Annotated in this window: 23 protein-coding genes; 10 read left to right on the forward strand and 13 right to left on the reverse strand. The window is 39.8% G+C overall.

What is annotated here, in order from left to right; genetic code table 11:
* The first annotated feature begins 3 nt into the window (after positions 1 to 3).
* Together ACZ8ZH_RS02630 and ACZ8ZH_RS02635 are read left to right on the forward strand one after the other, a co-directional pair.
* Positions 4 to 930, forward strand: coding sequence for a branched-chain amino acid transaminase (locus ACZ8ZH_RS02630; RefSeq protein WP_086210440.1), 927 nt, complete (start codon positions 4 to 6; stop codon positions 928 to 930).
* A 198-nt stretch (positions 931 to 1,128) separates the two neighbouring features.
* Entirely contained in the window at positions 1,129 to 2,004 is an 876-nt protein-coding gene (locus tag ACZ8ZH_RS02635) for an ATP-grasp fold amidoligase family protein (RefSeq protein WP_086210439.1), read from the forward strand.
* Positions 2,005 to 2,235: 231 nt separating this feature from the next.
* Here the strand turns inward: ACZ8ZH_RS02635 and ACZ8ZH_RS02640 are convergent, their stop codons facing one another.
* Positions 2,236 to 3,258 (reverse strand): NAD-dependent epimerase, encoded by a 1,023-nt coding sequence (locus tag ACZ8ZH_RS02640; protein ID WP_110974661.1) that lies wholly within the window; start codon positions 3,256 to 3,258, stop codon positions 2,236 to 2,238.
* A complete protein-coding gene (locus ACZ8ZH_RS02645) occupies positions 3,255 to 4,424 on the reverse strand; it encodes a nucleotide sugar dehydrogenase (protein WP_119064683.1) in 1,170 nt (389 codons plus the stop codon). Before ACZ8ZH_RS02645 ends, ACZ8ZH_RS02640 begins: the two co-directional genes overlap by 4 nt.
* A gap of 183 nt (positions 4,425 to 4,607) precedes the next feature.
* On the opposite strand from ACZ8ZH_RS02645, the gene ACZ8ZH_RS02650 reads away from it, so the two are divergent.
* From ACZ8ZH_RS02650 to ACZ8ZH_RS02665, 4 genes are read left to right on the forward strand one after another with little or no spacing between them, the layout of a single operon-like run.
* The gene (locus tag ACZ8ZH_RS02650) at positions 4,608 to 5,381 is read left to right on the forward strand and encodes a glycosyltransferase (RefSeq protein WP_086210436.1); all 774 of its coding nucleotides are present in this window, start codon (positions 4,608 to 4,610) and stop codon (positions 5,379 to 5,381) included.
* 40 nt (positions 5,382 to 5,421) lie between these two features.
* Positions 5,422 to 6,393 carry a stealth family protein gene (locus tag ACZ8ZH_RS02655; RefSeq protein WP_086210435.1) on the forward strand — a complete coding sequence of 324 codons (972 nt, stop codon included), beginning with the start codon at positions 5,422 to 5,424 and terminating at the stop codon, positions 6,391 to 6,393.
* A gap of 9 nt (positions 6,394 to 6,402) precedes the next feature.
* Positions 6,403 to 7,161, forward strand: a complete 759-nt coding sequence (locus tag ACZ8ZH_RS02660) for a glycosyltransferase family 25 protein (protein ID WP_119064729.1) — start codon at positions 6,403 to 6,405, stop codon at positions 7,159 to 7,161.
* Between the two features lie 43 nt (positions 7,162 to 7,204).
* A complete protein-coding gene (locus tag ACZ8ZH_RS02665; protein WP_119064681.1) occupies positions 7,205 to 8,128 on the forward strand; it encodes a glycosyltransferase family 32 protein in 924 nt (307 codons plus the stop codon).
* 37 nt (positions 8,129 to 8,165) lie between these two features.
* On the opposite strand, the gene ACZ8ZH_RS02670 is transcribed toward ACZ8ZH_RS02665, so the two are convergent.
* On the reverse strand, positions 8,166 to 9,095 hold the full coding sequence (locus ACZ8ZH_RS02670; protein ID WP_110974665.1) for a lipopolysaccharide biosynthesis protein: 930 nt from the start codon (positions 9,093 to 9,095) through the stop codon (positions 8,166 to 8,168).
* 69 nt (positions 9,096 to 9,164) lie between these two features.
* On the reverse strand, positions 9,165 to 10,067 hold the full coding sequence (locus tag ACZ8ZH_RS02675) for a glycosyl transferase (RefSeq protein ID WP_119064679.1): 903 nt from the start codon (positions 10,065 to 10,067) through the stop codon (positions 9,165 to 9,167).
* Between the two features lie 414 nt (positions 10,068 to 10,481).
* Between ACZ8ZH_RS02675 and ACZ8ZH_RS02680 the strand changes: the two genes are divergently transcribed.
* Positions 10,482 to 11,201, forward strand: coding sequence for a putative nucleotide-diphospho-sugar transferase (locus ACZ8ZH_RS02680; RefSeq protein WP_119064677.1), 720 nt, complete (start codon positions 10,482 to 10,484; stop codon positions 11,199 to 11,201).
* On the opposite strand, the gene ACZ8ZH_RS02685 is transcribed toward ACZ8ZH_RS02680, so the two are convergent.
* The 5 genes from ACZ8ZH_RS02685 to ACZ8ZH_RS02705 all read right to left on the reverse strand — a co-directional run bounded on the left by ACZ8ZH_RS02685 (position 11,194) and on the right by ACZ8ZH_RS02705 (position 16,942).
* Positions 11,194 to 12,273, reverse strand: coding sequence for a WaaS/CpsH family glycosyltransferase (locus tag ACZ8ZH_RS02685; RefSeq protein ID WP_228199456.1), 1,080 nt, complete (start codon positions 12,271 to 12,273; stop codon positions 11,194 to 11,196). The genes ACZ8ZH_RS02680 and ACZ8ZH_RS02685 overlap by 8 nt on opposite strands.
* 386 nt (positions 12,274 to 12,659) lie before the next feature.
* Positions 12,660 to 12,881, reverse strand: a complete 222-nt coding sequence (locus ACZ8ZH_RS02690; protein WP_119064673.1) for a hypothetical protein — start codon at positions 12,879 to 12,881, stop codon at positions 12,660 to 12,662.
* A gap of 152 nt (positions 12,882 to 13,033) precedes the next feature.
* Positions 13,034 to 13,918 carry a lysophospholipid acyltransferase family protein gene (locus ACZ8ZH_RS02695; RefSeq protein WP_119064671.1) on the reverse strand — a complete coding sequence of 295 codons (885 nt, stop codon included), beginning with the start codon at positions 13,916 to 13,918 and terminating at the stop codon, positions 13,034 to 13,036.
* Positions 13,919 to 14,241: 323 nt separating this feature from the next.
* Entirely contained in the window at positions 14,242 to 16,026 is a 1,785-nt protein-coding gene (aspS, locus tag ACZ8ZH_RS02700; protein WP_119064669.1) for an aspartate--tRNA ligase, read from the reverse strand.
* 151 nt (positions 16,027 to 16,177) lie between these two features.
* Positions 16,178 to 16,942: a DUF4184 family protein gene (locus tag ACZ8ZH_RS02705; protein WP_119064667.1), complete on the reverse strand. Its 765-nt coding sequence runs from the start codon at positions 16,940 to 16,942 to the stop codon at positions 16,178 to 16,180.
* A gap of 138 nt (positions 16,943 to 17,080) precedes the next feature.
* Between ACZ8ZH_RS02705 and znuD the strand changes: the two genes are divergently transcribed.
* Together znuD and ACZ8ZH_RS02715 are read left to right on the forward strand one after the other, a co-directional pair.
* Complete coding sequence (gene znuD / locus ACZ8ZH_RS02710; RefSeq protein WP_119064665.1) at positions 17,081 to 19,117, forward strand: zinc piracy TonB-dependent receptor ZnuD; 2,037 nt, start codon at positions 17,081 to 17,083, stop codon at positions 19,115 to 19,117.
* A 153-nt stretch (positions 19,118 to 19,270) separates the two neighbouring features.
* The gene (locus ACZ8ZH_RS02715; RefSeq protein ID WP_086210424.1) at positions 19,271 to 20,734 is read left to right on the forward strand and encodes a phospholipase D family protein; all 1,464 of its coding nucleotides are present in this window, start codon (positions 19,271 to 19,273) and stop codon (positions 20,732 to 20,734) included.
* 120 nt (positions 20,735 to 20,854) lie between these two features.
* Here ACZ8ZH_RS02715 and ACZ8ZH_RS02720 read toward each other — a convergent pair whose 3' ends face one another.
* The gene (locus ACZ8ZH_RS02720; RefSeq protein ID WP_110974671.1) at positions 20,855 to 21,307 is read right to left on the reverse strand and encodes a hypothetical protein; all 453 of its coding nucleotides are present in this window, start codon (positions 21,305 to 21,307) and stop codon (positions 20,855 to 20,857) included.
* A 194-nt stretch (positions 21,308 to 21,501) separates the two neighbouring features.
* On the opposite strand from ACZ8ZH_RS02720, the gene ACZ8ZH_RS02725 reads away from it, so the two are divergent.
* Complete coding sequence (locus tag ACZ8ZH_RS02725) at positions 21,502 to 21,957, forward strand: RcnB family protein (protein WP_228156976.1); 456 nt, start codon at positions 21,502 to 21,504, stop codon at positions 21,955 to 21,957.
* Between the two features lie 69 nt (positions 21,958 to 22,026).
* Here the strand turns inward: ACZ8ZH_RS02725 and ACZ8ZH_RS02730 are convergent, their stop codons facing one another.
* The 3 genes from ACZ8ZH_RS02730 to ACZ8ZH_RS02740 all read right to left on the reverse strand — a co-directional run bounded on the left by ACZ8ZH_RS02730 (position 22,027) and on the right by ACZ8ZH_RS02740 (position 26,442).
* Positions 22,027 to 22,524 (reverse strand): phosphate-starvation-inducible protein PsiE, encoded by a 498-nt coding sequence (locus ACZ8ZH_RS02730; RefSeq protein ID WP_110974673.1) that lies wholly within the window; start codon positions 22,522 to 22,524, stop codon positions 22,027 to 22,029.
* Between the two features lie 138 nt (positions 22,525 to 22,662).
* A complete protein-coding gene (locus ACZ8ZH_RS02735) occupies positions 22,663 to 24,444 on the reverse strand; it encodes an acyl-CoA dehydrogenase C-terminal domain-containing protein (RefSeq protein WP_470247838.1) in 1,782 nt (593 codons plus the stop codon).
* 195 nt (positions 24,445 to 24,639) lie between these two features.
* Positions 24,640 to 26,442 carry an acyl-CoA dehydrogenase C-terminal domain-containing protein gene (locus ACZ8ZH_RS02740; protein ID WP_470247839.1) on the reverse strand — a complete coding sequence of 601 codons (1,803 nt, stop codon included), beginning with the start codon at positions 26,440 to 26,442 and terminating at the stop codon, positions 24,640 to 24,642.
* Positions 26,443 to 26,706: the final 264 nt, after the last annotated feature.

Here is a 26,706-nt window from a genome sequence, read left to right on the forward strand (position 1 = left end):
GTCATGAATTTGGCTGATCGTGATGGTTTTATTTGGCAAGATGGACAATTGGTTGACTGGCGTGAAGCGAAAACTCACGTCTTAACACATACCTTGCATTACAGCATGGGTGTGTTTGAAGGTGTCCGTGCCTATGAAACACCGAATGGCACGGCTATTTTCCGTTTAAAAGAACACACTAAGCGTTTATTGAACTCTGCAAAAATTTATCAAATGAAAGTTCCATTTGATCAAGCAGCACTAGAGCAAGCTCAAATTGATGTGGTTCGTGAAAATAAATTAGCATCTTGTTACTTGCGTCCAATTATCTTTATTGGTTCGGAAAAGCTGGGTATTGCTGCCACAGATAATACTATTCATGCTGTTGTTGCTGCGTGGAGTTGGGGTGCCTACCTCGGTGATGAAGCGATGGCGAAAGGTATTCGTGTGAAAACTTCATCGTTTACTCACCACCATCCAAACGTGACGATGTGTAAAGCAAAAGCGTCAGGTAATTACACTTTGTCGATTTTGGCTCACCAAGAAGTGGCACATTCTGGTTATGACGAAGCAATGTTGCTCGACCCACAAGGTTATGTATGTCAAGGTTCTGGTGAAAACGTATTCTTGGTCAAAGATGGTGTATTACATACGCCAGACATCGCAGGTGGTGCACTGGATGGTATTACACGTCAAACCATTATTACCATTGCAAAAGATTTAGGATATGACGTGGTTGAGCGTCGTATTACCCGTGATGAGTTCTATATTGCAGATGAAGCATTCTTTACAGGAACGGCTGCTGAAGTGACGCCAATTCGTGAATATGATGACCGTGAAATCGGTTCAGGTACGCGTGGCCCAATTACTGAACAAATTCAAACCACATTCTTTAATGCGGTTAAAGGTAAAGATCCAAAATATGCACATTGGTTGACTTATGTAAAATAAGTAATTTGATGTGAAAAGGGCTCTTCGGAGCCCTTTTTTATTTTCTCTATTTTATTTTTATTGACTAATTTTGATTTTAAAATGATCAATACCACATTATCTATTAGTTTCTGAAAAAATATAATATTCACAAAGCATACACAATTGAATAAATTTGTTATCATTTGGTAAAAATGAGATGTATTTAAAATTTAACCAATGATTAACAATCTTATATATCAAGCAAAAGTAATTAGAACGATGTTTGTTTCGGATGAAAAATATCTAACAAAAAGGTTTATTAATAAATTGGGATATACCCCAAATTTTAATCAACCAGAAAGTTTTAATGAGAAAGTGACTGCGCGAATGATTTTTGAAAGAAGCGCACTACACACTAAATTAGCAGATAAATTCGCTGTCAGAGAGCTGGTGATAGATCGAATTGGTGAAGAATATATGGTTCCATTGATTGGGACATATTGTGATTTTAATGATATCAATTTTGATCAATTTCCAAACCGGTTTGTTTTAAAATGCACGCACGATAGTGGAAGTGCTACGATTTGTCATGATAAAGATTCATTTGATTTTAATCGGACAGAAATTAAGCTCAAAAATAGTTTAAAGATGAATATGTACTACCGCAAACGCGAGTGGCACTATAAAAATATTTCGCCGCTTATTTTGGCGGAGCATTATGTTGATTTATATCGTGATGCTGAAACACTTGCGACTATTACGACCTGCCGAGTTCACTGTTTTGAAGGGCAACCGATGTATGTTGAGGTTGATGTTCGTGGGCATGATGGTACTGAATATTCAAATATTTATGATACTTCTTGGTCATTACAGCCGTTCACCGTTGACTTGAAAGAAAATACACCGCAACCAGTTATTGAGCCTTGCAGGATGAAGAAGATGATGGAGTTATCTGAAAAACTTTGTTTGGAATATGGCTATAGCCGAATAGATTTTTTATTGTCGCAAGATGCAATACTGTTTAGCGAAATTACATTAACACCAAACGCAGGGCGTATGGTTATTTCTCCTGCTGAGTGGGATATCAAACTGGGAGCCTTATGGCGCTCTTAATGTGGCCTACAGAGTATTATTGGATTAATTTAAAAAAATATTTGATTATTCGATATTCTGAAATAGGATATTATTTGAATACTGTGCAGATGCTCTTTAATGATTAAAAAGCCTGACAATTAAAATTGATTATATCTAAGATTGTCGATTTAAATATCATGGAAAATAGAACCCCTAATCATAAAAAAATTAGGGGTTTTATTTTGTACAGTTTAATGACCACATTCGTCTTTAAACTTGGTAGAAATTTCGATACCACTGTACAAACTGTTGGACGCCGTCTTCAACTGAAACTGAAGGCTTATAGCCTACACTTTGTTCCAAGGCTGTACTGTCAGCAAAAGTGTCGGGTACATCACCTGCTTGTAAAGGTAATAAGTCCAAAATGGCTTCTTTATCTAATGCTTTTTCAATTGCATGAATATATTCAATCAATTTAACAGGATTATTATTGCCGATATTAAAGATACGGAAAGGCGCATTGCTGGTCGATGGATCTGGATGGTTGCTATCCCAGTTTGGATTGGCTTGTGCAATTTGATCGCTTGAGCGAATCACACCTTCGACAATATCTGCAATAAACGTAAAATCACGGGTATGGTTACCATGATTGAACACAGGAATTGGCTTGTTTTCAATGATATTTTTAGTGAATTTGAATAAAGCCATGTCTGGGCGACCCCACGGGCCATAGACCGTAAAGAAACGTAAGCCAGTGGTTGGCAGTTGGAATAAATGACTATAACTATGAGCCATTAACTCATTCGCACGTTTGGTGGCAGCGTAAAATTGCACAGGATGGTTGACCCCATGTTTTTCACTAAATGGCATGGTGGTATTGGCACCGTAGACGCTACTTGTGCTGGCATAAGTGAGATGCGGTGTTTTCGCATAACGGCATGCTTCAATAATATTGGTAAAGCCAATAATATTGCTTTCGACATAACTCATTGGGTTTTCAAGTGAGTAGCGCACGCCTGCTTGTGCGGCCAAGTGAATGACGCGATCAAACTGATGCTGTTGAAAGCATTGATCAACTGCTATTTTATCGGCAAGATTGGCTAGAATGAACTCGAATTGTCCTGCATTTTGGGTGGCTGTTTGATTTAATAAATCAACACGTGCTTGTTTGAGTGTAGGATCATAATAATCATTCATGTTGTCAAAGCCGACAACGCTATCACCACGTTCAAGCAACTTTTTAGCAACATGAAAACCAATAAAACCTGCTGCACCTGTGACTAAAACTTTCATTCATCACCTCCAAAAATATCACGAGTATAAATTTTATCTTCAACATCACTTAAGTCCTGAGACTTGCGATTGGCAATGATGACATCACTTTGCTGCTTAAATTGATCTAAATTATTGACTACTTTTGATTTAAAGAATTCCTCTTCATTTAAAGTTGGTTCATAGACAATCACATTAATCCCTTTGGCTTTAATGCGTTTCATAATGCCTTGGATAGCTGAAGCCCTAAAGTTATCTGAGCCACTTTTCATCACTAAACGGTAGATGCCAACAGTGTTTGGGTTTTTCGCAATAATGGAATCTGCAATAAAGTCTTTACGTGTACTGTTGGAATCGACAATCGCTTGAATTAGGTTGCTTGGCACTTGATTGTAATTGGCAAGAAGTTGCTTGGTGTCCTTCGGTAGACAATAGCCACCATAGCCAAAGGATGGGTTATTGTAATGGTTGCCAATACGTTGATCTAAACATACGCCTTCAATAATTTGACGGGTATCCAGACCAAAGGACTGCGCATAGGTATCGAGTTCATTAAAATAAGCGACGCGCATTGCAAGGTAAGTGTTGGCAAATAATTTAATTGCTTCAGCTTCTGTAGAGTCTGTAAATAATACTGGACTATCTTTTTTAATGGCACCTTCAATCAACATGTCTGCAAACAATTGAGCACGTTCTGATTTTTCACCGACAATAATACGTGAAGGATAAAGATTGTCATGTAAAGCCTTACCTTCACGTAAAAACTCTGGAGAAAAAATAATGTTCTCGGTGTTGTATTGTGCTTTTACTTTCTGAGTAAATCCTACGGGCACCGTGGATTTAATAACCATGGTTGCTTGAGGATTAATTCCAACTACATCTTGGATTACGCTTTCGACACTTTGAGTGTTGAAATAGTTGGTTTTTGTGTCGTAGTCGGTAGGTGTCGCAATAATGACAAAATCAGCGCCTCGATAAGCCTCATATTTGTCAGTTGTAGCACGAAAATTAAGCGGTTTCTTGCTTAAAAATGTCGATATATCTGCGTCCTGAATCGGAGATATTTTTTTATTCAACATGTCGACTTTTGTGTCGATGATATCCAGTGCAATAACTTCATGATGTTGTGAGAAGATCATGGCATTAGAAAGGCCGACGTAACCGGTGCCTGCAACTGCTATTTTCATATCAACCTGATTCTATATTCTTCATATGGGAGCTTGGATTCAAACCATTTCTGATTTGTAAAAAGCGACTTCGTATCATAGCACAAACTATTTTGAGTATTATGAAGGCTTTGAAAAAGCCATACACTAACTTCTTGTCAGAGATGTTATGATATGAAACAGAATGCTGGTGGATGATAGAACATGCAGGAAAACGTGAACGATGCGCTGTTAAAACAGGCTGATACCCAAGCAGAACAAAATGTTGTGTTGTGCATGAAATGGGGCACCAAATATGGGGCCGAGTACGTCAATCGTTTATATAATATGGTGAAACGTCATACCACGGTTGATTTCAAAATGGTCTGCCTAACAGATCGTTCTGAAGGAATTGACCCTGCAGTTGAATGTTTTCCGATTCCACCATTGGCATTACCACCGGGGAGTCCTGAACGAGGGTGGAATAAGCTGTCTACATTTGAACCAGATTTGTATGGTTTAAAGGGGAATGCATTATTTCTAGATTTGGATGTGGTGATTGTTGACAATATTGACAGTTTCTTTACCCACCCAGGGGATTTTCTGATTATTCATGATTGGAAACGCCCGTGGCGTATTACAGGTAATAGCTCGGTTTACCGTTTTAAATTGGGCGCTTTCCCGGGATTAATGCCTTATTTCCGTGAACATTTTGATGAAATTCGTCAGAAGTTTCGTAATGAGCAAGCCTATTTGTCATGGTATGTCGATCAAGAGAAAAAGTTGTCTTACTGGCCAGATAGTTGGTGTAAGAGCTATAAATATCACTGCCTACAAAAGATTCCTTTGGCGTATTTCAAGCCGCCTGTGAAACCTGAAGGCGTTAAAATCATTATTTTCCATGGTGAGATCAATCCACCTGACGCGATTCATGGTGGCGGTGGGAAATGGTATCGCTATGTATTGCCATCGCAGTGGATTAAGGATGCGTGGCAATAATTGCCACTAAGTAGACTCATGTTTTGAAGTGATCAAGCGAATGCAAAATATTGATGTTGTGATTGCCTGGGTAGATGGTAATGACATTGAACTGAAAAAAAAGCGCCATAAATATTTGACGGGTGAAGATGCCTCTGATGCGATCAGTGATACGCGTTTCGCCAGCAATAATGAAATTTATTACAATATTGCTTCAATTTTAAAATATGTTCCTTTTTGTCGTCATATTTATGTTGTAGCAGACAATCAACGTCCTGAATTTATTGATGAGTTTGTCGCGCAGGGCCTATGTGCTAAAGATAAAATTCGGGTGGTTGATCACCGCGAAATTTTCAAAGGTTTTGAACAGCACTTGCCCACATTCAATACACGTTCTATTGAAACGATGCTTTGGAATATTGAGGGGTTGTCGGATTATTTTATCTACCTGAATGATGATTTCTTTTTTAATTCGCCAGCAAAAATTGAAGACTTCTTAAAAGATGATCATTTGGTGGTCTATGGTCACTGGCAAAGTAGCTTTGCGCTTAAAGCCAAGCTGAAATATCGCCAGTTTATGAGTCGTCAATTGGGTCAACCTATACAGCCTAAGCATATGATTGCGCAGATGCTTGGTGCGGATATTTTAGGCTTTAATAAGTTCTTTGAAATTCATCATTATCCTCATATTGTAGATCGTGATGCATTAAAGGACTATTTGCTTGCGCATCCGCAGCGTTTAGAAACACAGATCAAGTTTAAATTTCGAAGTGTAGAACAGCTAAATCCAATTTCACTGATGAACCATATTAAGATTCAAAAACAGCAGGCGGAGTTGAAGCCTGATCTTGAACTGGCGTATCTTAAAAATCAGGATAGTTTGAATAGTTTTATACAGGCGCTTCAAAATCCCGAAATTAAATATGGTTGTATTCAAAGTTTGGATCAGCTGAGTAGCGATGCTGCAAAGCAGATCAGTGATGCAATGCATGAAAAATTAGCAGGCTATTTACCCCATTCCGTTTTGGTTTAAAGGTTCATGATGAAAGTTGTTACTTATTTAATTAATTTGGACGGCAGTCAGGAACGACTTGAGCGAGCAACACAGCAGTTGGATCAAGTCAATTGGCCTTTTGAGCGCTTTTCTGCGGTCGATGGTCGAGGCAAAGCACTCACTGAGTTTACAAACTATGATGATCATGGTGCGAATCAAGCACTGGGTCGTAGTTTGATGAATTCAGAGTTGGGGTGTTATTTGAGTCACTACGGTTGCGCGGAGAAGTTTCTAACGACAGATGCTGATTATTTAGTTGTGCTTGAAGATGATATGAAGATTAATCAAGAGTTTAAAGACAAGCTTGATGGCGTACTTACCTATCTAAATCAGCATAAAGAATTAGATTGGTATTTGATCAATATTGCAGCCAAAAAGAAAAAACTAAGCAAAGATGTTACGAATATTGATGGCATGAGCTTATGGCACGCTTTTTATTTCCCTATTCGCGGTCTCGGTTTAGTTTGGTCACGCAAAGGTGCTGAAGCATTTATACAAGAAGGAAAATCAATGACCATGCCTGTTGATATTTTCTTTCAAACTTGGCTCAGTAAAAATGGGAAAGGTTTAGGAGTATGGCCTGCATTGGTCAAACCAGCGGGTCTGGACAGTGATATTTTGGGGACTGTAGCTGCAGAAGGAATTTCTCGTAAAGAAAAAGAAGGTCGAAGTTTTTCTTATGGGGTTAAAAAGCAAAAACGAATGTGGCGTGACAAATTTTATGCGGTGAAGCATAAGTATTTGTAATTGTCCTAAGGTGTTTTGATACAAGGCTAAATGATCGACTAAAATGAAAATTTTTAAAAAGTTATTTTATATTTTTAAGTTTTATACGCTGCTTAATTTAAAACAACGAAATAAATGTGATGCCATAGATAACTATGCAGATCAGATCGTTTTACAGGCTAAGCCAGAGAATCAAAGCGTTCAATTACCTAAAAAGATATGGATCTATTGGGAAGGGAACATGCCAGCTTTGGTTCGGCATTGTATTGATCATATTCAGAAATTACATCCTGACTATACTGTGAATCTGTTAAATCCAAATAATGTCGCAGATTTTATTAGTTTTGACCTAACCTCACCTATTTTGCAAAAAGCAACATCCCAGCAACGCGCAGATTTAATCCGTTTTGACTTGATTTATCATTATGGTGGGATTTGGTTGGATGCAAGTATTATTGTTTATAAAAAATTAGATTGGATTGAAAATCTCATCCAGCAAACAGGAACACAAAGCTTTGCCTATTATCGGAAAAAAAATACGACGCTGGCTGATTTTCCCGTGATTGAAAATTGGTTACTGGCGAGTGTAGAAAAGAATCCATTTTATCAATTATGGTTTGATGAACTTTTTAAGGCGATTGATCTTGGACCAAAGCAATATATCCAATATATCCAAGCCAACTATGATAATTCTCAAGACTATTTTCAGCGTATTGGTCGGTTAGAGTATCTTGTGGCTTATGTCGCGTGTCAGAAGGTGATGCGAGATTTAGTACCGAGTATGGTATTAATCAATTGTGATAAAAATGCGTTTTTCTATCAAGTTAAAAATAAATGGGTTAAAGAAAAGACCCTCATTGATTTAGCTATTCATGAGTCACCAGATGAGTATCCGAATCTCATAAAACTTGCGGGGAAAGAGCGTCAGATATTGGATAAGCATTTTGTGCGAGGACAATATTTCAAGCACTCACTCTTAGATTTTTAGTCAGCACTCGAAAAAATAACCTTGAATCGGATGCATTTTATTGGGATTTAAATAAGTCCTTTGCATTTATTTTTGGAAATGCTTCCACAGCGCTATGTTCAGAAAGGTTATATACGGTAATTCCTTGAGCCTTAAAGAACTGTGCTGCTAAGTCGAAGGCTGGTAATGTGAAATCCAATGATCTGTCTAAAAGCGTTGGTTGTTTATTTTCAGCACTCTCATAGAAACGGGGTTGGGTAAAATTATTCATGTCTAACCCAGCTAAGTAAATCTCTTGATAGCGGAGTGAGTGAATAATCTGTAGTGCAACGTAGGCTACAGTAAAATAATCAAAGATCGCGGTATATATTTGAGTTGAAAAACCCAATTGATTGTTGGTATAGAAATAATTTTTTTGCATGTCGACAGCTTTTTTAGGCTGTAAGATTGGTTCAATTTCACCGCGAGTAATAGGTTCTACGACTCTAATGTTACATTGGATATCCTGAAATAAAACTTTTCGTAAAATCAGATCTAAGCAACGTGGTGTAGTGTAAAACGTACAATTGCTATTGAGAACTTTCAACACTAAATCAAAACGGCTCTCAACGAAATTATGGTCAATAATGACATAATGCTTAAACACAACATTAGGCATCGAAATTGCGCCATTTAATCCAACATAATCTATATCGGAGCGGGTAAAAGCTTCGGGAGGGATTTGTTGGACTGATGGCCCAGTTGCAATCATCATGCATAGTTTGTTTTCTGTACAAACAGCTTGTGTATTATCGACGACCAACTTCTGTTTGAAAAAGAGTTTTTGTAAACCATTTTCAGTATCACGTTCAACCTGATAATACGGCCAAAAACGGCGATTATGTTTGTATTGATTTGAATGACTCAGTTTGTAAACGACTTTATAAATATTTCTAAAACACAAGTTTGAAAAAAATAATTGTAAGGTCTGTAGCTTTTTAGGAATCATAAACAAATCATTCAGGTTGAACATTTTAAAAAATAGGCTAAGTTGTGACTAAAGCAGTCACTTTAAGCTTTAGTCATCTAGTCTAAATTTGTTGCCACTGAGTTTAGACTTTAATTTATTGAGCTTTTGAGTGAACCAAGATTCTTTCTGCCCTGGGCGTGTAATTTTATTGCCGTGATAGTTGGCTTGAGTTGCTTTGGTAAAAGCGCCAAAAGGTTCAATCATATATTGTTCTGGTTTGTATCCAGCAGCTAGCGCTTCGTCATAATATTGATCAAAAAGTGCTATTAAATCTGCCCGAGGGTGAGGCATGATTTCACCATCAAACCAGTGCTTTTGGCCTGTTGCTTCAAGACGAGGTAATGAATACTTATGACTGAACTGCGTGCCCATATCTGAGTAATGTAGAATTTTGATCTGTTCAATCGACATCCCTTCGCCATCAATATTATTGTAAGAATCTTGATAAGGTTGTACGAGATTTGGTTTTTCTTTTAGAAGGCGCATTAAATTCTTATGTGCATCTGGATTGGCTTGAATGTCTTTCAATGCAGGAAGATATTGTTTGGCTTTTTCGCAATCCCATACACAAGTACATAGACGTGCTGAGCTTTTGCCGCCCTTAGCGATAACAATGGCATCGTCCTGCATTGAATGAGACCAAAGCTCTGCAATATCACAAAGTACAATGACGTCGGCATCCATGTAAATTGCGCGACCTTCGAAGTTACACGATTCAGGAATGGCCCAACGGAAACCAGAAAAAGGAGTAGCCCATTTTTCAGTACGCCATCCCTCACCAGTCTCCTGATTGGTGTACCAAGGACTATTTGTGTCATGACTCAGTTGCATCCAAGTAATATTTACCGGATGCGAAGTGTGCTTACGAAGACTATATTCAAGAACCATCATTTGTTCTAAGTCACAATTATTGGGATCACAACCTACAAATACTTGAATTGTTTGAGTCATCTTACACACCGTTTTATATAATTAGATTTTAATACAAAGTCATCGCTATAACTATAATAGGATTATAAGTGCTAAAAGCTAGTTCTGCGTAGTAGTTTTTTGCAAATAGTGTCTTGCTGAATGCGGTGCCGCTAGAGATATATGATGTGATTGGTCGCTTTAAATTGATGAGTTTGGTGGGTTCAACTAATATATTGGATATGAGTTAGAGATCTTCCTTAGATTGAGTTTGGTCATCATTGTATTTTATGATTTTGGCGGAATATTTTGAGTGAGAATAGAAGTACTTTCTCTGTAATTTTTGCATTTATACGTTAAATTTTAAGTATAAGTGTTCGATGATTTATAGATTTAAGTATTTGTAATTAAATATAAAATAGCCTTGAGTGTTTTTCAGGTTTTACAGGATCGGTAATGTTAACAGTTTTTGGTTTCCATACGAACGATAAGTTATATACGAAGCATGCGAATATTTTAAAATGCTCGGCAAATAAATTTGGTATAGATGTACATTTTCAAAGCTTTTCCAAAGATGATTGGCAAAAAATTATTGCTTTTAAGCCATGTTATATTGCAAAAGTTCGGCATGAGCTACAAGGGCCGATTTTGTATATAGATGCCGATGCGATTATTCTCGAAGATATTCGACCTTATTTTGAATCAATCACAGAAGATATTGCGGTGCACTATATTCATAATAATCGTTTAATTAGTGCCACGTTGTTTATCAACGATACCCCAAATGCACGTCTATTGGTTGATGAATGGGAAAAAAGACAGTTGGCTGAGCCTGATCGTTGGGATCAGGTTGTATTGCAGGAATTACTGGATGCATGGGTCGAAGAAAAACGCGTTACACTCAAAAAGCTACCGCCCGAGTATAACTTTATTTTTGACACATCACGTAAAGCATACGGGGATACGGTTGAACCGATTATCGAACAATTACAGGCGAGTAGAGACATGCGTTGGGTGCAAAAATATCAGCGTAGAAATGCGTTCTACCGTTGGTTTATGCGCTCAACCACTTTAGCAAAAAGCACACGAAAAATTTTGATGCGTCACGCGGTTGTTAACGCACGGGCAAAGCAATTGGGAATTGATATACAGCTTGAACTTCAAGACCTCATGTAAATGGTGTTGAGGGCTGCTGTAGAGGGAGTTGGATCTGCTGGTAGGGAGCCTTTTTTAAAATATACCTGATCCAGTTGCCAAAGCTGTATTTCTCACGAATTTGTGGATCTACAGCGACATAAGGACTGTCTAAAAAGTCTTTCAATGTATCTAAATTTTTACCATCCCAAATCAGAATGTTGTTGGGATGGTAAAAATCATAATTGCGTATTTGCGCATTGTTGGTGATTAATTTTTTTTGATAATACAGTGCTTCAAAGGTGCGGAAAGATAATCCTTTATGCACTGGATTGACTACATCTACCAATATATCTGCTTGATTAATATGTTGAAGGTTATCCTCATAGTCAATATTTTGGCTGATAAATTTTATTTCTGAAGTGTGATATTGCGTTTGCGCATCTGCTTGATCACCATAGCGAAATTTAATATTGAAATCTAAAGTAATACCATGCTCAATAAGCGCTTTTGCACAATGATCAATTGGTTGAGAGCGGTCGTCAAAATGTAGACCTACAAAGTAGGCAACAGTACCTGTGTGTAATTTGGGTTTTGGAGGGTACACATCAAAATAGAAATTGGTACAACCTTGAAATTTGTAACTACTGTAGTTTGGATTTGATAAATCTTCTGGGTCAAATACAAAAAAATGGTCAAATAAATCAACAGATAATAATGTTTTAGGGAAGCGTTCTATGCCATTCCATTGGTAGCCAATAAAATGGTGATTCGAACCTGCTTTTAATAATTCTAAATGTTGATTATCAATTAAGTCTGGACGTATGACGAGTACATAATCAAAGGTATTATTCTGTAAAGCCTTGGAAATTTCTTCGGCAATGATTCGCTGTTTGATGGCATCTTTTGCTTTATCCTTATATGAAAAATCAGCCAAGAATAATTTTCGGAAAAGCGTGTAGATATTCATCCATCGTGAAAGTTTAATTTTTTGGATATTTTCAGGTGAGCTATTAATGAATTTGACTTCAAAGTTATGGAATTCTAAATTTTTCTGAATAGCTGTCGCAAAATTACTATGGCTGGGCATCACTAAGATTATTTTGTTGGTCATGATGTCTGTCTCATACGGGTCTCAATCTATTTTTAGGCCTATTTATACGACGGCTGAGGGGGCAACGCTTCTTAAAACAGTTTATATTTATTGGATATTTCTCTAGGCTGTACTCTAAATTTAACTGAGAATCTGACTAAATAAGATCATGCTTGGGAGTATTTTCTTGTGATCAGTTTATGTGTAATTAGCATAATCAGCCATGATTGGGTAATAGGTGATTTAGTTAAACCAAGAACTACAGGTAAATTAAAGTTTCTTTGGTTTGCGAATACATGTTTTTTATGCTGCAAAAAAAGCAATAGGTACCGCCTTAGCGGCACTGTTGCTATACATAATTGCTAGCTTGATCATCAACAAAAAGTGTATTTAGAGTCGTAATATGATTACTGTGGTTTATCCGCATTGCCTTTCAAGACCATATAAATTAGGCCGACAAAAATCACAAAAGCACCTGCAAGACTACTTACACAGAAAAAGACAATCCGATTATAGGTTGTTAAATTAAACAATTGATTGTCTAGTATGTAACGCATGAACAACCATTGCGCGATAGCAAAAACAATTAGCACAATACCGCGACGACGGACTTCAGGACGCATAGCCATTTGCTTGCTCACAACTGATATAAAACAGGACGCTATTATGCCATTGCTGAGAATTGATCTCAAATAAATAAAAGTATGCCAATCAAGCCTAAACTAAATAATTTTGATTTTATCTTATCGTCCTGTTTGGATCATGTCTTGCTCTATAGCATTTATACGGGTGGCAACTTTTTATACGCATTGATCTTGCCTGCACAATTTCTAAAACGTCTATAGGACCAAATGTATTGTTCAGGTGCTTGGTTAATCATGTCTTGCATGGCAAGGTTTAAACAGTCCACAGACTGCTGTAGGTCTTTCGATAAAATCTCCTGAGATAACTTAGTACAGTACACATTAAAACCCGTTGCATCCGTATTACGAATACAACTTAATCCAATCACATTACATTGCGTTTTGGCGGCCATTTTTGAGACAAGAGTTGCGGATAATGTATGTTGTTGGAAAAAATATGAATAAATACCGCCACTCGGTTTTGGCAGATGATCGGGTAAGATTACGGTGAGGCCACCTTGTTTTAAGTGTTTGAAGATACTGCGGATCCCTGTTTCATCAGTAGGCACAAGCGTCGCATTAAACTTCTGGCGTGCTTCTAAAATATAGCGGTTCACTCCCTTCGTTTTATAGGGTTTATACATGATCATGGGTTGTGTATAGACGTTTAACCATGCATTTAACAGTTCCCAACAGCCGAAATGCGGAACAACCACAATCACGCCTTTTTTATTGGCTAAAGCCTCTGTGAGGACAGATTCTCCGTGAATATTTTTGAGTAAATCTAGGCTGTATTGGGGTGACATGCCCCAGCATTTTAAAAATTCAATATAGGTCTGACATTGGCTTTGAATGCTGAGATGAACGCGTTTCTGGCGTGTTGTTGGAGCGAGTTTAGGGTAGGCCAATTGCAGATTGATGCTGGTAATACGTTTGATTGAAGAATCACTATAATAAAGAAGGTGTGCAATTCCGCGAGCGATGTATTGTAGAAAGGGTAATGGCAAAATTGAAATGCTTTTAAGTAAATAATACATAGCCATATTTAAACTCAGAAATCTTATGCAAAAGATGTGATGAGAGAAAATTTTGCAAAGAAACTTAAAAATCTAAGATAGATAAAATCAAAAAAAGATGAGCGTCTTAAGAACAAAATAAATGAATAAATCAACAGAATGCTTTAGTGCCAGAACTGCTGCAATAAAATATAGACTATCGTGACCCACTGTAAGTGCGATAGATCAAAAGTTCAAAGGAAATTTTGGAAAATTTGAAGCGAAAAATCGGATCTAGGGGGGAGGAGACTGCCTTGTCTTAAATAAAAAAACCCTGCACATGGCAGGGTTTTTTAATCATAATCTAAAGATTATTTAGTTTCTTCAGCTTTTGGTTTTTCACGTAAACGAATACCCAAATCACGTAGTTGGTTTGATTCAACTGGTGCAGGCGCTTGAGTTAATGGACATTCAGCAGTTTTTGTTTTCGGGAATGCAATCACATCACGAATAGAAGCACCACCTGTCATGAGCATGACTAAACGGTCTAGACCGAATGCCAAACCACCATGCGGAGGAGCACCGTAACGTAATGCGTTGAGTAAGAAACTGAATTTCTCTTCGGCTTCTTCTTCACCAATACCCAAAGCTTCAAAGATTGCTTTTTGCATTTCTAGGTTATGAATACGTAGCGAACCGCCACCAATTTCAGTACCGTTTAACACCATGTCATAAGCCACAGAAAGCGCAGCACCTGGGTTGTTCTTCACATCTTCAACGCTTGATTTAGGCAGTGTGAATGGATGGTGAACAGAGGTCCATTTGCCATCATCGGTTTCTTCAAACATTGGGAAGTCAACCACCCAAAGCGGTGCCCACTCGCAAGTTGACATCTTCAAGTCATGACCGACTTTAATACGTAAAGCACCCATGGCATCGTTGACAACTTTAGCTTTGTCTGCACCGAAGAACACGATATCGCCATTTTCTGCACCCACACGTTTCAATAGATCAAGCACGATCGGCTCGATGAATTTCACGATTGGAGATTGTAAACCTTCGATGCCTTTTTCAAGCTCGTTTACTTTAATGTAGGCTAAACCTTTCGCACCGTAGATGCCGACAAATTTCGTGTATTCATCAATTTGGCTACGTGGTAAAGAAGCTGCACCCGGAACACGTAATGCAACGATACGGCCTTTAGGATCTTTAGCAGGACCTGCGAATACTTTAAATTCAACTTCTTGCATCAGGTCTGCAACGTCAACCAATTTCAACGGAATACGTAGGTCTGGTTTGTCCGATGCATAGTCACGCATAGCATCTGTATAGGTCATGCGTGGGAATTTATCGAATTGAACATCAAGCAGTTCTTTGAACATCTTAACTGTCAACGTTTCCATTAAATCCATGATGTCATCGTCACTCATGAACGATGTTTCAACGTCGATTTGGGTGAATTCAGGCTGACGGTCTGCACGTAAGTCTTCATCACGGAAACATTTTGCGATCTGGTAGTAACGGTCAATACCACCCACCATTAACAATTGTTTGAATAATTGTGGTGACTGTGGAAGTGCATAGAAGCTACCATTAGATACACGGCTTGGCACTAAGTAGTCACGTGCACCTTCAGGTGTTGCACGGGTTAAAATCGGGGTTTCAACGTCTAAGAAACCATTGTCTTCGAAATAGTTACGAATGAGGTTGGTTAGCTTAGAACGGAAACGTAAACGATCTAACATTTCAGGACGACGGATGTCCAAGAAACGGTATTTCAAACGAATTTCTTCAGAAATATTGGTGTTGTCATCATTCAATGGGAATGGAGGTGTTTCAGATGCCGCAAGAACTTCGATTTCTTTGCCCAAAACTTCGATTTGACCGCTCACCATATTGGCATTTTCTGTGCCTGCATAACGGCGACGCACACGGCCTGTAATTTTTAATACGAATTCTGAACGTACTTTGTCCGCAGTTGCGAATGCTTCAGGAGTGTCAGGGTCAATAACCACTTGCACAAGACCGTCACGGTCACGCATATCAAGGAAGATGACACCACCGTGGTCACGGCGACGGTGTACCCAACCGCAGAGGGTTACTGTTTCATCAATTTGAGCTTCGGTTAAAGAACCGCAGTAATGAGTTCGCATCATGGCGTTAAAAATCCAACTATATGGCTAAAGGTAGCGAATACGTAAACAGCGTACCGCCAGAAATAAAGGTAGGATTATGCCTCTTTGGACACCTAGTCTCAAGGTATAGCTTAAAAAAGGTATAAAATTGCTTGCCAGTCTTGCTGCAAACTTAGCCTAAACGGCGATCACGATCTAAAAATAAAAACAGAATGCAGCCAAAGATCAATATCAGTAAAGCGACTCGGCTAAATTCATTGATACTCCGCCCAGTAAAATAATATAGGTCTGACTGCCAAACTTGCGTAGGGATATAACGCGCATAGTCCCAAACACTCACTAGACCACCCAAAAGGCTGAATATGAACAGCCCAATGGCAAAGCGCCTGATTTTTAAACTGACAGGAAAATGTTGCTGGTATGTTTGGTAATAACGCCAACTCATCCATGCCAACAAAGGCAGAGCCAACGCCGATGTCCCAATTTGTAAAATACGGTGTAGTGGGAATGGGTGTCCTAGCAGTGCAACATTCTGGCTTAAAAAGTTCTGAAAAAATAAGGTTCGGAAGTCGGCATGAGTGAGTCCATCCCAGAATAAATGCGTGGCCGTACCGAGAAGTACTGCCAGAATGGTGCCTGTTAAAAATTTAAAAATACGCATTGCACTGTCGAGCCTAAGCTCATGCTGAATGCCCACAAAACGATAAAAACAGGGCCGTAATAGCACATACCATAAAATACAAAAACTGAGTCCAATCCAAAGATCAGGGTGAATCAGTGACGTCCAATAGTGGGTGATATTTGAATTGGTCTGCGTAAACAGTCGATACAAATCGGGAGTCATGCAACCAATGGCAATCGCCGCAACTGGCAATCGGTCACCACTGAGTTTGGCTAAGGGAGGTGCGAGAACAGCATGTGAAATGGTAAAGGGCATTGTTATGTCTTAAATTACATAGACTTAAAATTTATGATTCAGTTTAACTGCTTTTTAAAATAGAAATGTTTTTTATTGCAATAAAAATGGAATGTTATATTATAACAATATTCAAAACTTGTAACTTGAGTCAGTTCCATGTCTTTTCATAAAAATTTGATTACGCTTTCTATTTTTACTGTCGTCGCACCAGGGGTTTTTGCAGAGGAAGCAACAACACAACTAGAAACGTTGACCAGTCAAGCCCATCCTTTGGTACAAACAGCGGCAGACTTTGCAGTCGCCGATCAGGTGATCGAGCAAAAAACATTAAAAGAACGTGCACCAACCATTGGAGATGCTTTGGCAGATGAGTTGGGGGTGTATTCAAATCAATATGGTTCAGGTTCAAGCCGACCAGTGATTCGTGGTCAAGATGGCCCACGAGTGAAGGTCTTACAACACGCCTCAGAAACTGCTGATGTCTCGGCTTTATCGCCGGACCATGCCGTGACGGTTGATCCGATTTTGGCGAAACAAGTTGAAATCATTCGTGGTCCTTCAACCCTATTGTATAGTGCAGGCACTGTGGGTGGTTTGGTTAATGTGACCGACCAAAAAATTCCAACAAGCATGCCTGAAAAGGGTATCGAAGGTACGGCAGGGTTACGTTATAACACGGGTAGCGACGAAAAATTGGCAAGTGCTGGGGCGACTGTTGCGTTGGGAAGTCAGTTTGCTCTACGGGTTGAGGGTTCAAAGCGTGAAGCAAATGACTATATTGCCCCGAACTACTACCATGAGCATGAGGGTGAACTCGAAAAAGAACGCCGTGTTGGAAATACCTTTGCCAAAGGTGAAACTGTCAGTATAGGGGGTTCATGGATTGGGGAGCGCGGTTTTGCGGGTATCGCCTATACCAATCGTCAAGATCAATATGGTCTACCGGGGCATAATCATGAATATGAAAGCTGTCATCCGCACGATGACCATTTACATTGTGGTGCCGATGGGCATGACCATGATCATGAAGAACACGAGGCAGGGCCTTGGGTTGACTTAAAGTCAGAACGTTATGATTTCCGTACAGAAGTCTTAAATCCGTTTGTAGGGTTCGATAAACTACGTGCTCATGCCAGTTATACTGATTATCAACATGATGAAATTGAAGGCGATAGTGTTGCAACCACCTTTAAAAGTAAGGGTTATGATGCGCGTTTAGAGTTGGTGCATCAGCCAATTGCAGATTGGGAAGGTGTGGTTGGCGTACAGTACAATCAACAAAAATTAGATATCACTGGTGAAGAGTCTATTTTAGACCCAACCAAGACGCAAAAATGGAGCGTATTTGGTTTAGAACATAAGCAGTGGAAGGACTTCCATTTTGAATTCGGTGCGCGTGTCGATCAGCAGACCATTGATATTGAGTCTGATCGAAAAGACTATGATGATTATGGCGTATCTTATTCGGGTGCTGTGAATTGGATGTTTGCACCCAACTATAAACTATCTTTGGTTGGATCTCATCAAGAGCGTTTACCTTTAGCGCAAGAGCTTTATGCTGATGGTAACCACCTAGCGACCAATACCTATGAACGTGGTAATGAAAATCTCGATGTTGAAAAATCCAATAACTTGGAGTTAGGTTTCCATTACGACACGGATAAAGTTGATTATCACGTGCATGTCTACCACAACTGGTATGACAACTATATTTATGCACAAACCACTGACCGTTATGAAAACTTCCGTCTAGTAGACTACACCCAAGACAAAGCGCGTTTTTATGGGACTGAAGCAGAAGCGTCTTATGCCATCAATGATGTGTATAAGATGAGCGTGTTTGGTGACTATGTACGTGGCAAAATTGACAATGAAAATGCTCCGCGAGTGCCTGCTGGTCGTTTAGGCACCAAAGTGAATGCAAACTTTAGTGATACGTGGTCGGGTACGGCAGAGTATTACCATGTATTTGAGCAAGATCGAATTGCAAGCTATGAAACGGAAACTGCGGGCTATAACATGGTAAATCTTGGCTTGGCGTATAATGGTCAATATATGCAGGGCAATGATTATCGTGTGTATTTCAAAGCCAATAACCTCTTGGATGAGACGGTTTATTCGCATGCTTCATTCCTATCGACCATTCCACAAGTGGGGCGTAACTTCACAGTTGGGCTCGACTTTAGTTTCTAAAATGCTACTTCAAGCTTCAACCCAACCTTTTCCGTAAAGAAGAGGTGCTTCCTCTCCTTTGTGGAGAGGTTGCCAAAACATCGACAACAGAAATCCTCTTGAAAAATCAAACAATAAAACCTAGTCTGAGCATATTGGACTAGGTTTTTTGTTATGCGTATCTTTCGAAAATTACATCAAAAGCTCAACTGGACTGCGACTCGTTACGTTGGTGTCGTGGTGGGCTTGCTGGCTCTAACTTACTTAAGCTCAGCGGTTTATCATACTGTTAAACCACTGCCTGATGGGTTGGACTATACTGGCAAGTTACGTCATGCCGATGTCAAATTTATTGCAGATCAAACCTATATTGATGCACAAGGTAAACAGCAACAAGATCACCATATTTTCAACGAAGTGTTTAAGTTGATTGAAGATGCACAAACCACGATTGTGCTGGATATGTTCTTATTTAATGATGAAGTGGGTACATCTCAAGTATCACAACGGGCGTTGACTCGTCAGTTGACCGATGCATTGATTGTCAAGCGTAGCTTGCATCCGAATATTGAAATCAAAGTCATCACTGACCCGATTAACTCAGTCTATGGCGGGCTCTTACCTGAGCATTACCGTAAACTGCGTCAGGCGGGTGTGGATGTGATCGAAACTGATTTACGTCCGCTCCGTGCTTCTAACCCTGTTTGGTCAGGTTTTTGGTATATCTGTTGTCAAAATGCAGGCAATAATCCCGATGGTGGTTGGTTAGGCAATCCATTTGGGGATGGAAAAATTACGCTACGCAGCTATTTAAACCTATTTAATTTTAAAGCCAATCATCGCAAAACTTTAGTGGTCGATACCGCACAAGGTTGGAAGACCTTGGTGACATCTGCGAATCCGCATGATGGCAGTTCGCGACATTCCAATGTAGCGCTGTTGGTGACAGGCAATACCGCAATTGATGTCTTGAAAACAGAGCAAACTGTGGCTCACATGTCTCAGGGCGATGTACCGATGGTGATTATGGGGGAGTTTGAAGCCAGTCCATCCCAGCCTCAAGTTCAAGTGCTGACTGAAAAAGCAATCCTAGATGCAACACTCAACTTGTTGAATAACGCAAAAGCCAATGATCAGATTGATTTGGCGATGTTCTATTTGTCTGAGCGTCAAATTATCAATGCTTTAAAAGATGCACAGAACCGTGGCGTTAAACTTCGGATTTTACTCGATCCCAATAAAGATGCATTTGGTCGTCAAAAGAATGGAATCCCCAACCGCCAAGTTGCGTCTGAGCTTAACGATGCCGGTATTACAGTGCGTTGGTGTAATACTCAAGGGGAACAGTGTCATAGCAAAATGGTTTTAAAACGCCATGCGCAAGAAGCAGAGCTCATTTTGGGTTCAGCGAATTTTACTGCACGTAATTTGAAAAATTATAACTTGGAGACTAATTTACGTGTGATTGGTCAGTCTAAAGCAGCGGTGTTTACAGATGCTCAGCAATATTTTGATGGGGCATGGTCGAACTTAAATGGTCGTCAAATGAGTGTGGACTATGAGCAATATAAAGATGAGTCAAAACTCAAATATGGGCTATACCGCTTTATGGAGTGGAGTGGTTTGTCGACGTTTTAATTTCGAATTCCTTTTTCCATTTCTTGCCGTTTCATGAAAAGCGGTACTTCTCCTATATTGTGCAAGATGAAAAATCCCTCTTTTTAAAGAGGGATTGAGGGAGATTTAATTTTTAAGATTTTACTGCTCAGGATTGGGCGGGATGATTTGATCCAAATCTTTATCGGTCATCTTATCGAGTTCATGTAGATCGGTTTTGATTTTCCATTTTTCAGCATCTTCTACTGGACTTGGCAGACGTGCTTCTAACCAGTCACAAATCACATCGGGTGGAAAGTCAGCGTGGTTACACTGAATGACCCATGCTAAGAATTGCTTGGCTTCACCATTCATGTACGGTGGAGGTGAGACAGGTAAAAACTGTGTCGGGAGGCGCTCATTTTTAGAAATATAGTTCAACACATGCCCAAGTTCTTGCACGGTTTGCCATGCCAAAGGATGATCTACATCAATTTGGAACTTAAACCACCACGCACTTTTTCCATCTGTACCATAAGCATCAATCAGATTTTTTTGAATACTGGGAACTTTGCAAAAATATTCATAGAGTCGATCAAAACTTAATTCAGCCACGGCGTGATCATCCAATACAATTATAAACTAAGGCTAAGTATAAACTGAAAACTCCTGTGATTTTTGATTTTCAAAGAAATCCAGTTTGTCACCTTATAGCGACGATAACCAGCAATGATCTAAAATCGACATTTTGTACATTTTTTATCCATTAAATTGGTTTAAAATAATAATATTCACCTCAGTGGAGGAAGATGATGAAATATTTAAAAATAATCTATGGAATAAGTTTACTCAGCTTATTTCCTGCACTGAGTTTTGCTCAACCAGTGACGCGTTATTATGGAAAACCGCTGACTTCGCAAACGCAACGTTTTCCAACTTATGCGGGGCCTTATCAGGGTTTAACCACGCGACCTACATCACCGCCTCCAATTGAGCCTCCTCAGCACAGACCACCTCCGCACCATCCTCCTCATGGCGGGTATCCGATGCGACCAGGTGTGAGTATTATTTATCGAGCACCTAGTTATTCAACTTATAGTCAGGAAACCAATAGCTATGTGTATGGGGATGGTGATTCCAGCATTGAAAGTCGTGATTATGTATTGATTACCGATTGGCGACGTTTAGGGCTACCAGACCCACCTGAAGGCATGCACTGGATTTTTGAAAATGGACGCTACGCTTTAGAGCCAGATTCAAAATAAATGAATCTTTGATTGATACTAAAAACCCTCCGTTGTTTAGACGGAGGGTTTTTTAGTGGTCAATAAAAATTAAGCGAGTTCATCATCTTGTGGACGTGGTGTTTTGCCTTCAGCTAAGGGTTTGTCGGCATGTTTATCCCGAATCACCGAAGGATAATTCCATGACGCATAACGAACCACCAGAATGGCAAGAGCCATAATTAATATTGAGCCTGTGATAATGACTAAATCCATATCGGCTTTGTGGTCGTGTTGGATGTCCGAAATGAGTAGCCGAGTGAGGGCAGTGATCGCAATATAAATTAAGAAACGAACAGGCATGTGGTTGGTTTTAAAGTAGATACCGACCATTGCACCCAGCTCTAAGTAGATGAATAACAGTAAAATATCATCAATCGAGGCGTACTGTTTAACGGTTAGGATCTCATAAACAGTATGACCAGCCGACCAAATCACCATACAGCCAATAATAAATAAAGCCACATAGTGAAAACTTTCTACTGCAGTATTGCCTAATTTATCGAGGAGGGTTTCAATTTTCTCTATTTTAGGATCACGGTTGGTCATGCTAGCCTCCTCATACTTTGCAGATATTATATTGAATCATATGCAAATTTCATGCAAATGACGAGAAGTTGATTATAAAAAGCTGACGTTAAAAAAAACGCCTGACTGGTCAGGCGTTTTTTATCGTGTTTAAACTAATTAAGCTTGGTTGGTGAAGTAGTCTTCAGAGAAGTTCATGATAACTTCTGCACCCGCTTTTACTTTTGCAATACGTAAGTCGATTTCAGGCAAAATACGCTGTGTAAAGTAAGCCGCAAGCGCCAATTTGTTTTGATAGAAATCACCATCTTTGGCTTTGGCCGCATTGGCAATTTTTGCAAACATATAAGCAAAGCTAAGTAAGCCGACTGCATGTAAGTAATCCACTGCTGCAGCATTTGGAAACTCTGCACTTTCAGCAGCACGTTCAAGAATATACTTGGTTACTTCTTCCACTTCAGTTGCTGCATCGAGTGTTGCATCTTTAATGAAGTTTAGGTCCGCATCTAAGCTGTTAGCAAAGTCACGGATTTCAGAAATGTAGTCTGCGATAAATGCACCACCACATTTAATGGTTTTACGACCAATTAAATCTTGAGACTGAACACCGTTCGTACCTTCGTAGATTTGTGCAATACGTAAGTCACGTACACATTGCTCCATGCCCCATTCACGAATATAACCATGACCACCGAAGACCATTTGTGAATCAATCACTGCATTAAAAGCAGTATCTGTTAAATAGGCTTTTGCAATTGGAGTTAGCAGTGCCACACGGTCATTGGCTGCTTTCACAGCTTCAGGGTCTGTTGAGAACTTGGTGATATCAAGTTGTTGACCGACATAGACAGCAAAGGCACGCGATGCTTCGTTGTTCGCACGTGCATTCAGCAACATACGACGAACGTCACCATGCACAAGAATGCTGTCTGCAAGCTTAGCAGGTGATTGAACACCTGATGCACTACGGCCTTGTAGGCGGTCTGTTGCGTATTGGGCAGCATTTTGGTAAGCAAATTCAGATGCACCTAAACCTTGGATACCCATCGACAAACGTTCGTAGTTCATCATCACGAACATCGCCGCAAGGCCTTCATTTTCTTTACCGACCAAGAAACCCTTGGCACCGTCAAAGTTCATCACACAAGTCGCAGACGCTTTGATCCCCATTTTATGTTCAATTGAACCTGGGCCTGCTGCATTACGTTCACCGACAGAACCATCTGCATTCACCAAGAATTTAGGTACGATGAATAATGAAATACCACGTGAACCCGCAGGTGCATCTGGTGTTTTCGCTAGAACCAAGTGAATGATGTTTTCAGCTAAGTCGTGGTCACCGCCAGTAATGAAGATTTTAGTCCCTGTAATGTTATAGGTGCCGTCTTCGTTACGTTCAGCTTTAGTTTTGATAATGCCTAGATCTGTACCTGCATGTGGCTCCGTTAAGCACATTGTTCCAGACCATTCACCTGAGTAAATTTTAGGTAAATACGTTTCTTTTTGCTCTTGAGAGGCATAGCTGTTCAGTGCCATACCAGCACCAACAGAAAGTAGCGGATAGAGCATGAATGATGGGTTGGTTGCGAACAGCATTTCATCTGCAAGAACGGTCAGCATTTTAGGCATGCCTTGACCGCCCCATTCTTCATCAGCTGCTAAGCCAATCCAACCGCCTTCAGCATATTGTTTAAATGCTTCTTTAAAACCAGCAGGTGTGGTGACTGCACCATTGCTATAAGTTGCACCTTCTTCATCACCTGTACGGTTTAAAGGCAGGGTAACGTTCTGCGCAAATTTAGCCATTTCTTCGAGGATCGCTTCAGCCGTTGCGCTGTCTACATGAGCAAGATTTTCATTAGACTGCCAGAACTGTTCAGCATTGAAAACGTCATTGAGGATAAACTTCATATCCGCAAGTGGGGCATTATAAATTGGCATGTTCGTTCACCTGTTTATTGTTTGAATCTCTGTAGACTTAGGACAGCTTAATGGACAACGGTGGATGTTGTTAGATGACCCAAGCGAAATAACGCTCTATTTATAAAGAAAAAGGACCGTCAAAGCTATGACCGTCCTTTCTCTATTTCTGTACTCAAGAGTACAACATTTCAAATATCAACTGAGATATTCAGCTTAGAATGCAAAATGTTCTGCATCTAATGCGAGTAACGGTTCTACACCACCAGCAATCACGTCAACGTGTGAGCGAACACGTGGAAGAATCTTCTTGAAGTAGAAGCGAGCTGTAGTAACTTTCGCGTTATAGAAGTCAACTTCAGTTGTCCCAGCAGCAAGTGTTTCTTGAGCCACAAGTGCCATACGTGCCCATAGGTAAGCAAGGGTGACATAACCAGAGAAGTAGAGGTAATCGACTGCTGCAGCACCCACTTCATTTGGGTTTTGCATTGCTTTCATACCAATTTGCATCGTGAGGTCACCCCACTCTTTGTTCAGTGCAGCAAGTGGTTCAACAAATTCTTGCATTGCAGCATTGTCTTTGTTCGCTTCGCAGAATTTGTGAACAATCTTAGTGAAGTCTTTCAACATTGCACCTTGAGTACCCAAAACTTTACGACCTAATAAGTCTAATGCTTGGATTTCTGTTGTTCCTTCGTATAGACACGCAATACGTGTATCACGAACGATTTGTTCCATACCATGCTCTGAAATAAAGCCGTGACCACCAAACACTTGAACACCGTGTTTTGCAGACTCTGAACCTGTTTCAGTTAAGAATGCTTTTGCAATTGGAGTCAGTAGAGACAAGATGTTGTCAGAGTATTTACGTTCTTCTTCTGTCGCACCTTGCTCAACCACGTCTGCATGTAGAGACAATAAGTAAACCAGTGCACGACCACCTTCAGCAAATGCTTTTTGTGTTAAAAGCATGTTACGTACAGCAGGGTGAACAATGATAGGGTCTGCTTCTTTTTCTGGGGCTTTAGGGCCAGTCAGTGAACGCATTGCTAAACGGTCTTTTGCATAAGCAAGCGCACCTTGGAATGAACCTTCAGATGCCGATAAACCTTGAACTGCTGTACCAATACGAGCAGTGTTCATGAAGGTAAACATGCAGTTTAAGCCACGGTTTTCAGGTCCAATCAGGAAGCCTTTTGCGTTATCAAAGTTGATCACGCAAGTTGAGTTACCATGGATCCCCATTTTGTGTTCGATTGAACCACAACGTACTGCGTTACGTTCACCGACAGAACCGTCTGCATTTAGATTGAACTTCGGTACGATGAATAACGAAATACCTTTGGTACCTTTAGGCGCACCAGGAAGACGAGCAAGGACGATGTGAACAATGTTCTCCGCCATGTCGTGCTCACCCGCAGAGATAAAGATTTTCTCGCCTGTGATTGCATAGCTACCATCTGCCTGTGGTTCAGCCTTGGTACGGATAATACCCAAGTCAGAACCTGCATGGGATTCAGTTAAGCACATGGTACCTGTCCAAACACCTGAAACAAGGTTTGGTAAGTACGCATCTTTTTGCTCAGCTGAACCGTGGTGTTCTAAAGTACGTACTGCACCATGAGAAAGACCAGGGTACATACCCCAAGCCCAGTTCGCAGTACCGACCATTTCAGAAATCACGTTACCTAAAGAAACTGGTAGACCTTGACCGCCATATTGCTCTTCAGCAGAAAGAGATGGGAAGCCTAATTCGATATATTTCTGATACGCTTCTTTAAAGCCTGTTGGCGTGGTAACAACGCCATCGTTCCATGTACAACCTTCACGGTCACCGCTTTGGTTGATTGGAGATAATTCGTTTTCACAGAAATCTGCAACTGCGTCTAAGTATTGGTCAACCAATTCACGGCTTACGGTTTCCTGAAATGCAGGCAGTTTAGAATAATGTTCTTCTGCGTTAAGTAACTCATGCAGTACGAATTGCATATCACGTAAGGGCGCTTTGTATTGTGGCATCTCGTTTTCCTCAATACTGGTTTAACCAGCTTATAATCCTAATAAACATAAAAACGTGTCTTCATTGACACGTGTTGGAATGGTTCAATCGTGCAACATCTTCTAATTTGGTACAAGCGTTTCAGGGGCTTTTCTTGGTGACTGTAAAGTCAAACAAATATTATTTAAAATCGCTAAGTGGGTTGAGTGTAAACAGTGTTGGCTGTTCTAGCATGACATAAATAGTCAAAAAGCGTAAAAAGTTATGTCCAAGAAAAAAGGCGC

Source organism: Acinetobacter sp. SW-226, assembly GCF_055632855.1.

What these genes read in the sequence shown, in the direction of transcription:
- ACZ8ZH_RS02630 (WP_086210440.1), top strand. Translation starts at nt 4, where the DNA reads ATGAATTTGGCTGATCGTGATGGTTTTATTTGGCAAGATGGACAATTG.
- ACZ8ZH_RS02635 (WP_086210439.1), top strand. Translation starts at nt 1,129, where the DNA reads ATGATTAACAATCTTATATATCAAGCAAAAGTAATTAGAACGATGTTT.
- ACZ8ZH_RS02640 (WP_110974661.1), bottom strand. Translation starts at nt 3,258, where the DNA reads ATGAAAGTTTTAGTCACAGGTGCAGCAGGTTTTATTGGTTTTCATGTT.
- ACZ8ZH_RS02645 (WP_119064683.1), bottom strand. Translation starts at nt 4,424, where the DNA reads ATGAAAATAGCAGTTGCAGGCACCGGTTACGTCGGCCTTTCTAATGCC.
- ACZ8ZH_RS02650 (WP_086210436.1), top strand. Translation starts at nt 4,608, where the DNA reads ATGCAGGAAAACGTGAACGATGCGCTGTTAAAACAGGCTGATACCCAA.
- ACZ8ZH_RS02655 (WP_086210435.1), top strand. Translation starts at nt 5,422, where the DNA reads ATGCAAAATATTGATGTTGTGATTGCCTGGGTAGATGGTAATGACATT.
- ACZ8ZH_RS02660 (WP_119064729.1), top strand. Translation starts at nt 6,403, where the DNA reads ATGAAAGTTGTTACTTATTTAATTAATTTGGACGGCAGTCAGGAACGA.
- ACZ8ZH_RS02665 (WP_119064681.1), top strand. Translation starts at nt 7,205, where the DNA reads ATGAAAATTTTTAAAAAGTTATTTTATATTTTTAAGTTTTATACGCTG.
- ACZ8ZH_RS02670 (WP_110974665.1), bottom strand. Translation starts at nt 9,095, where the DNA reads ATGATTCCTAAAAAGCTACAGACCTTACAATTATTTTTTTCAAACTTG.
- ACZ8ZH_RS02675 (WP_119064679.1), bottom strand. Translation starts at nt 10,067, where the DNA reads ATGACTCAAACAATTCAAGTATTTGTAGGTTGTGATCCCAATAATTGT.
- ACZ8ZH_RS02680 (WP_119064677.1), top strand. Translation starts at nt 10,482, where the DNA reads ATGTTAACAGTTTTTGGTTTCCATACGAACGATAAGTTATATACGAAG.
- ACZ8ZH_RS02685 (WP_228199456.1), bottom strand. Translation starts at nt 12,273, where the DNA reads ATGACCAACAAAATAATCTTAGTGATGCCCAGCCATAGTAATTTTGCG.
- ACZ8ZH_RS02690 (WP_119064673.1), bottom strand. Translation starts at nt 12,881, where the DNA reads ATGGCTATGCGTCCTGAAGTCCGTCGTCGCGGTATTGTGCTAATTGTT.
- ACZ8ZH_RS02695 (WP_119064671.1), bottom strand. Translation starts at nt 13,918, where the DNA reads ATGGCTATGTATTATTTACTTAAAAGCATTTCAATTTTGCCATTACCC.
- aspS (WP_119064669.1), bottom strand. Translation starts at nt 16,026, where the DNA reads ATGATGCGAACTCATTACTGCGGTTCTTTAACCGAAGCTCAAATTGAT.
- ACZ8ZH_RS02705 (WP_119064667.1), bottom strand. Translation starts at nt 16,942, where the DNA reads ATGCCCTTTACCATTTCACATGCTGTTCTCGCACCTCCCTTAGCCAAA.
- znuD (WP_119064665.1), top strand. Translation starts at nt 17,081, where the DNA reads ATGTCTTTTCATAAAAATTTGATTACGCTTTCTATTTTTACTGTCGTC.
- ACZ8ZH_RS02715 (WP_086210424.1), top strand. Translation starts at nt 19,271, where the DNA reads ATGCGTATCTTTCGAAAATTACATCAAAAGCTCAACTGGACTGCGACT.
- ACZ8ZH_RS02725 (WP_228156976.1), top strand. Translation starts at nt 21,502, where the DNA reads ATGATGAAATATTTAAAAATAATCTATGGAATAAGTTTACTCAGCTTA.
- ACZ8ZH_RS02730 (WP_110974673.1), bottom strand. Translation starts at nt 22,524, where the DNA reads ATGACCAACCGTGATCCTAAAATAGAGAAAATTGAAACCCTCCTCGAT.
- ACZ8ZH_RS02735 (WP_470247838.1), bottom strand. Translation starts at nt 24,444, where the DNA reads ATGCCAATTTATAATGCCCCACTTGCGGATATGAAGTTTATCCTCAAT.
- ACZ8ZH_RS02740 (WP_470247839.1), bottom strand. Translation starts at nt 26,442, where the DNA reads ATGCCACAATACAAAGCGCCCTTACGTGATATGCAATTCGTACTGCAT.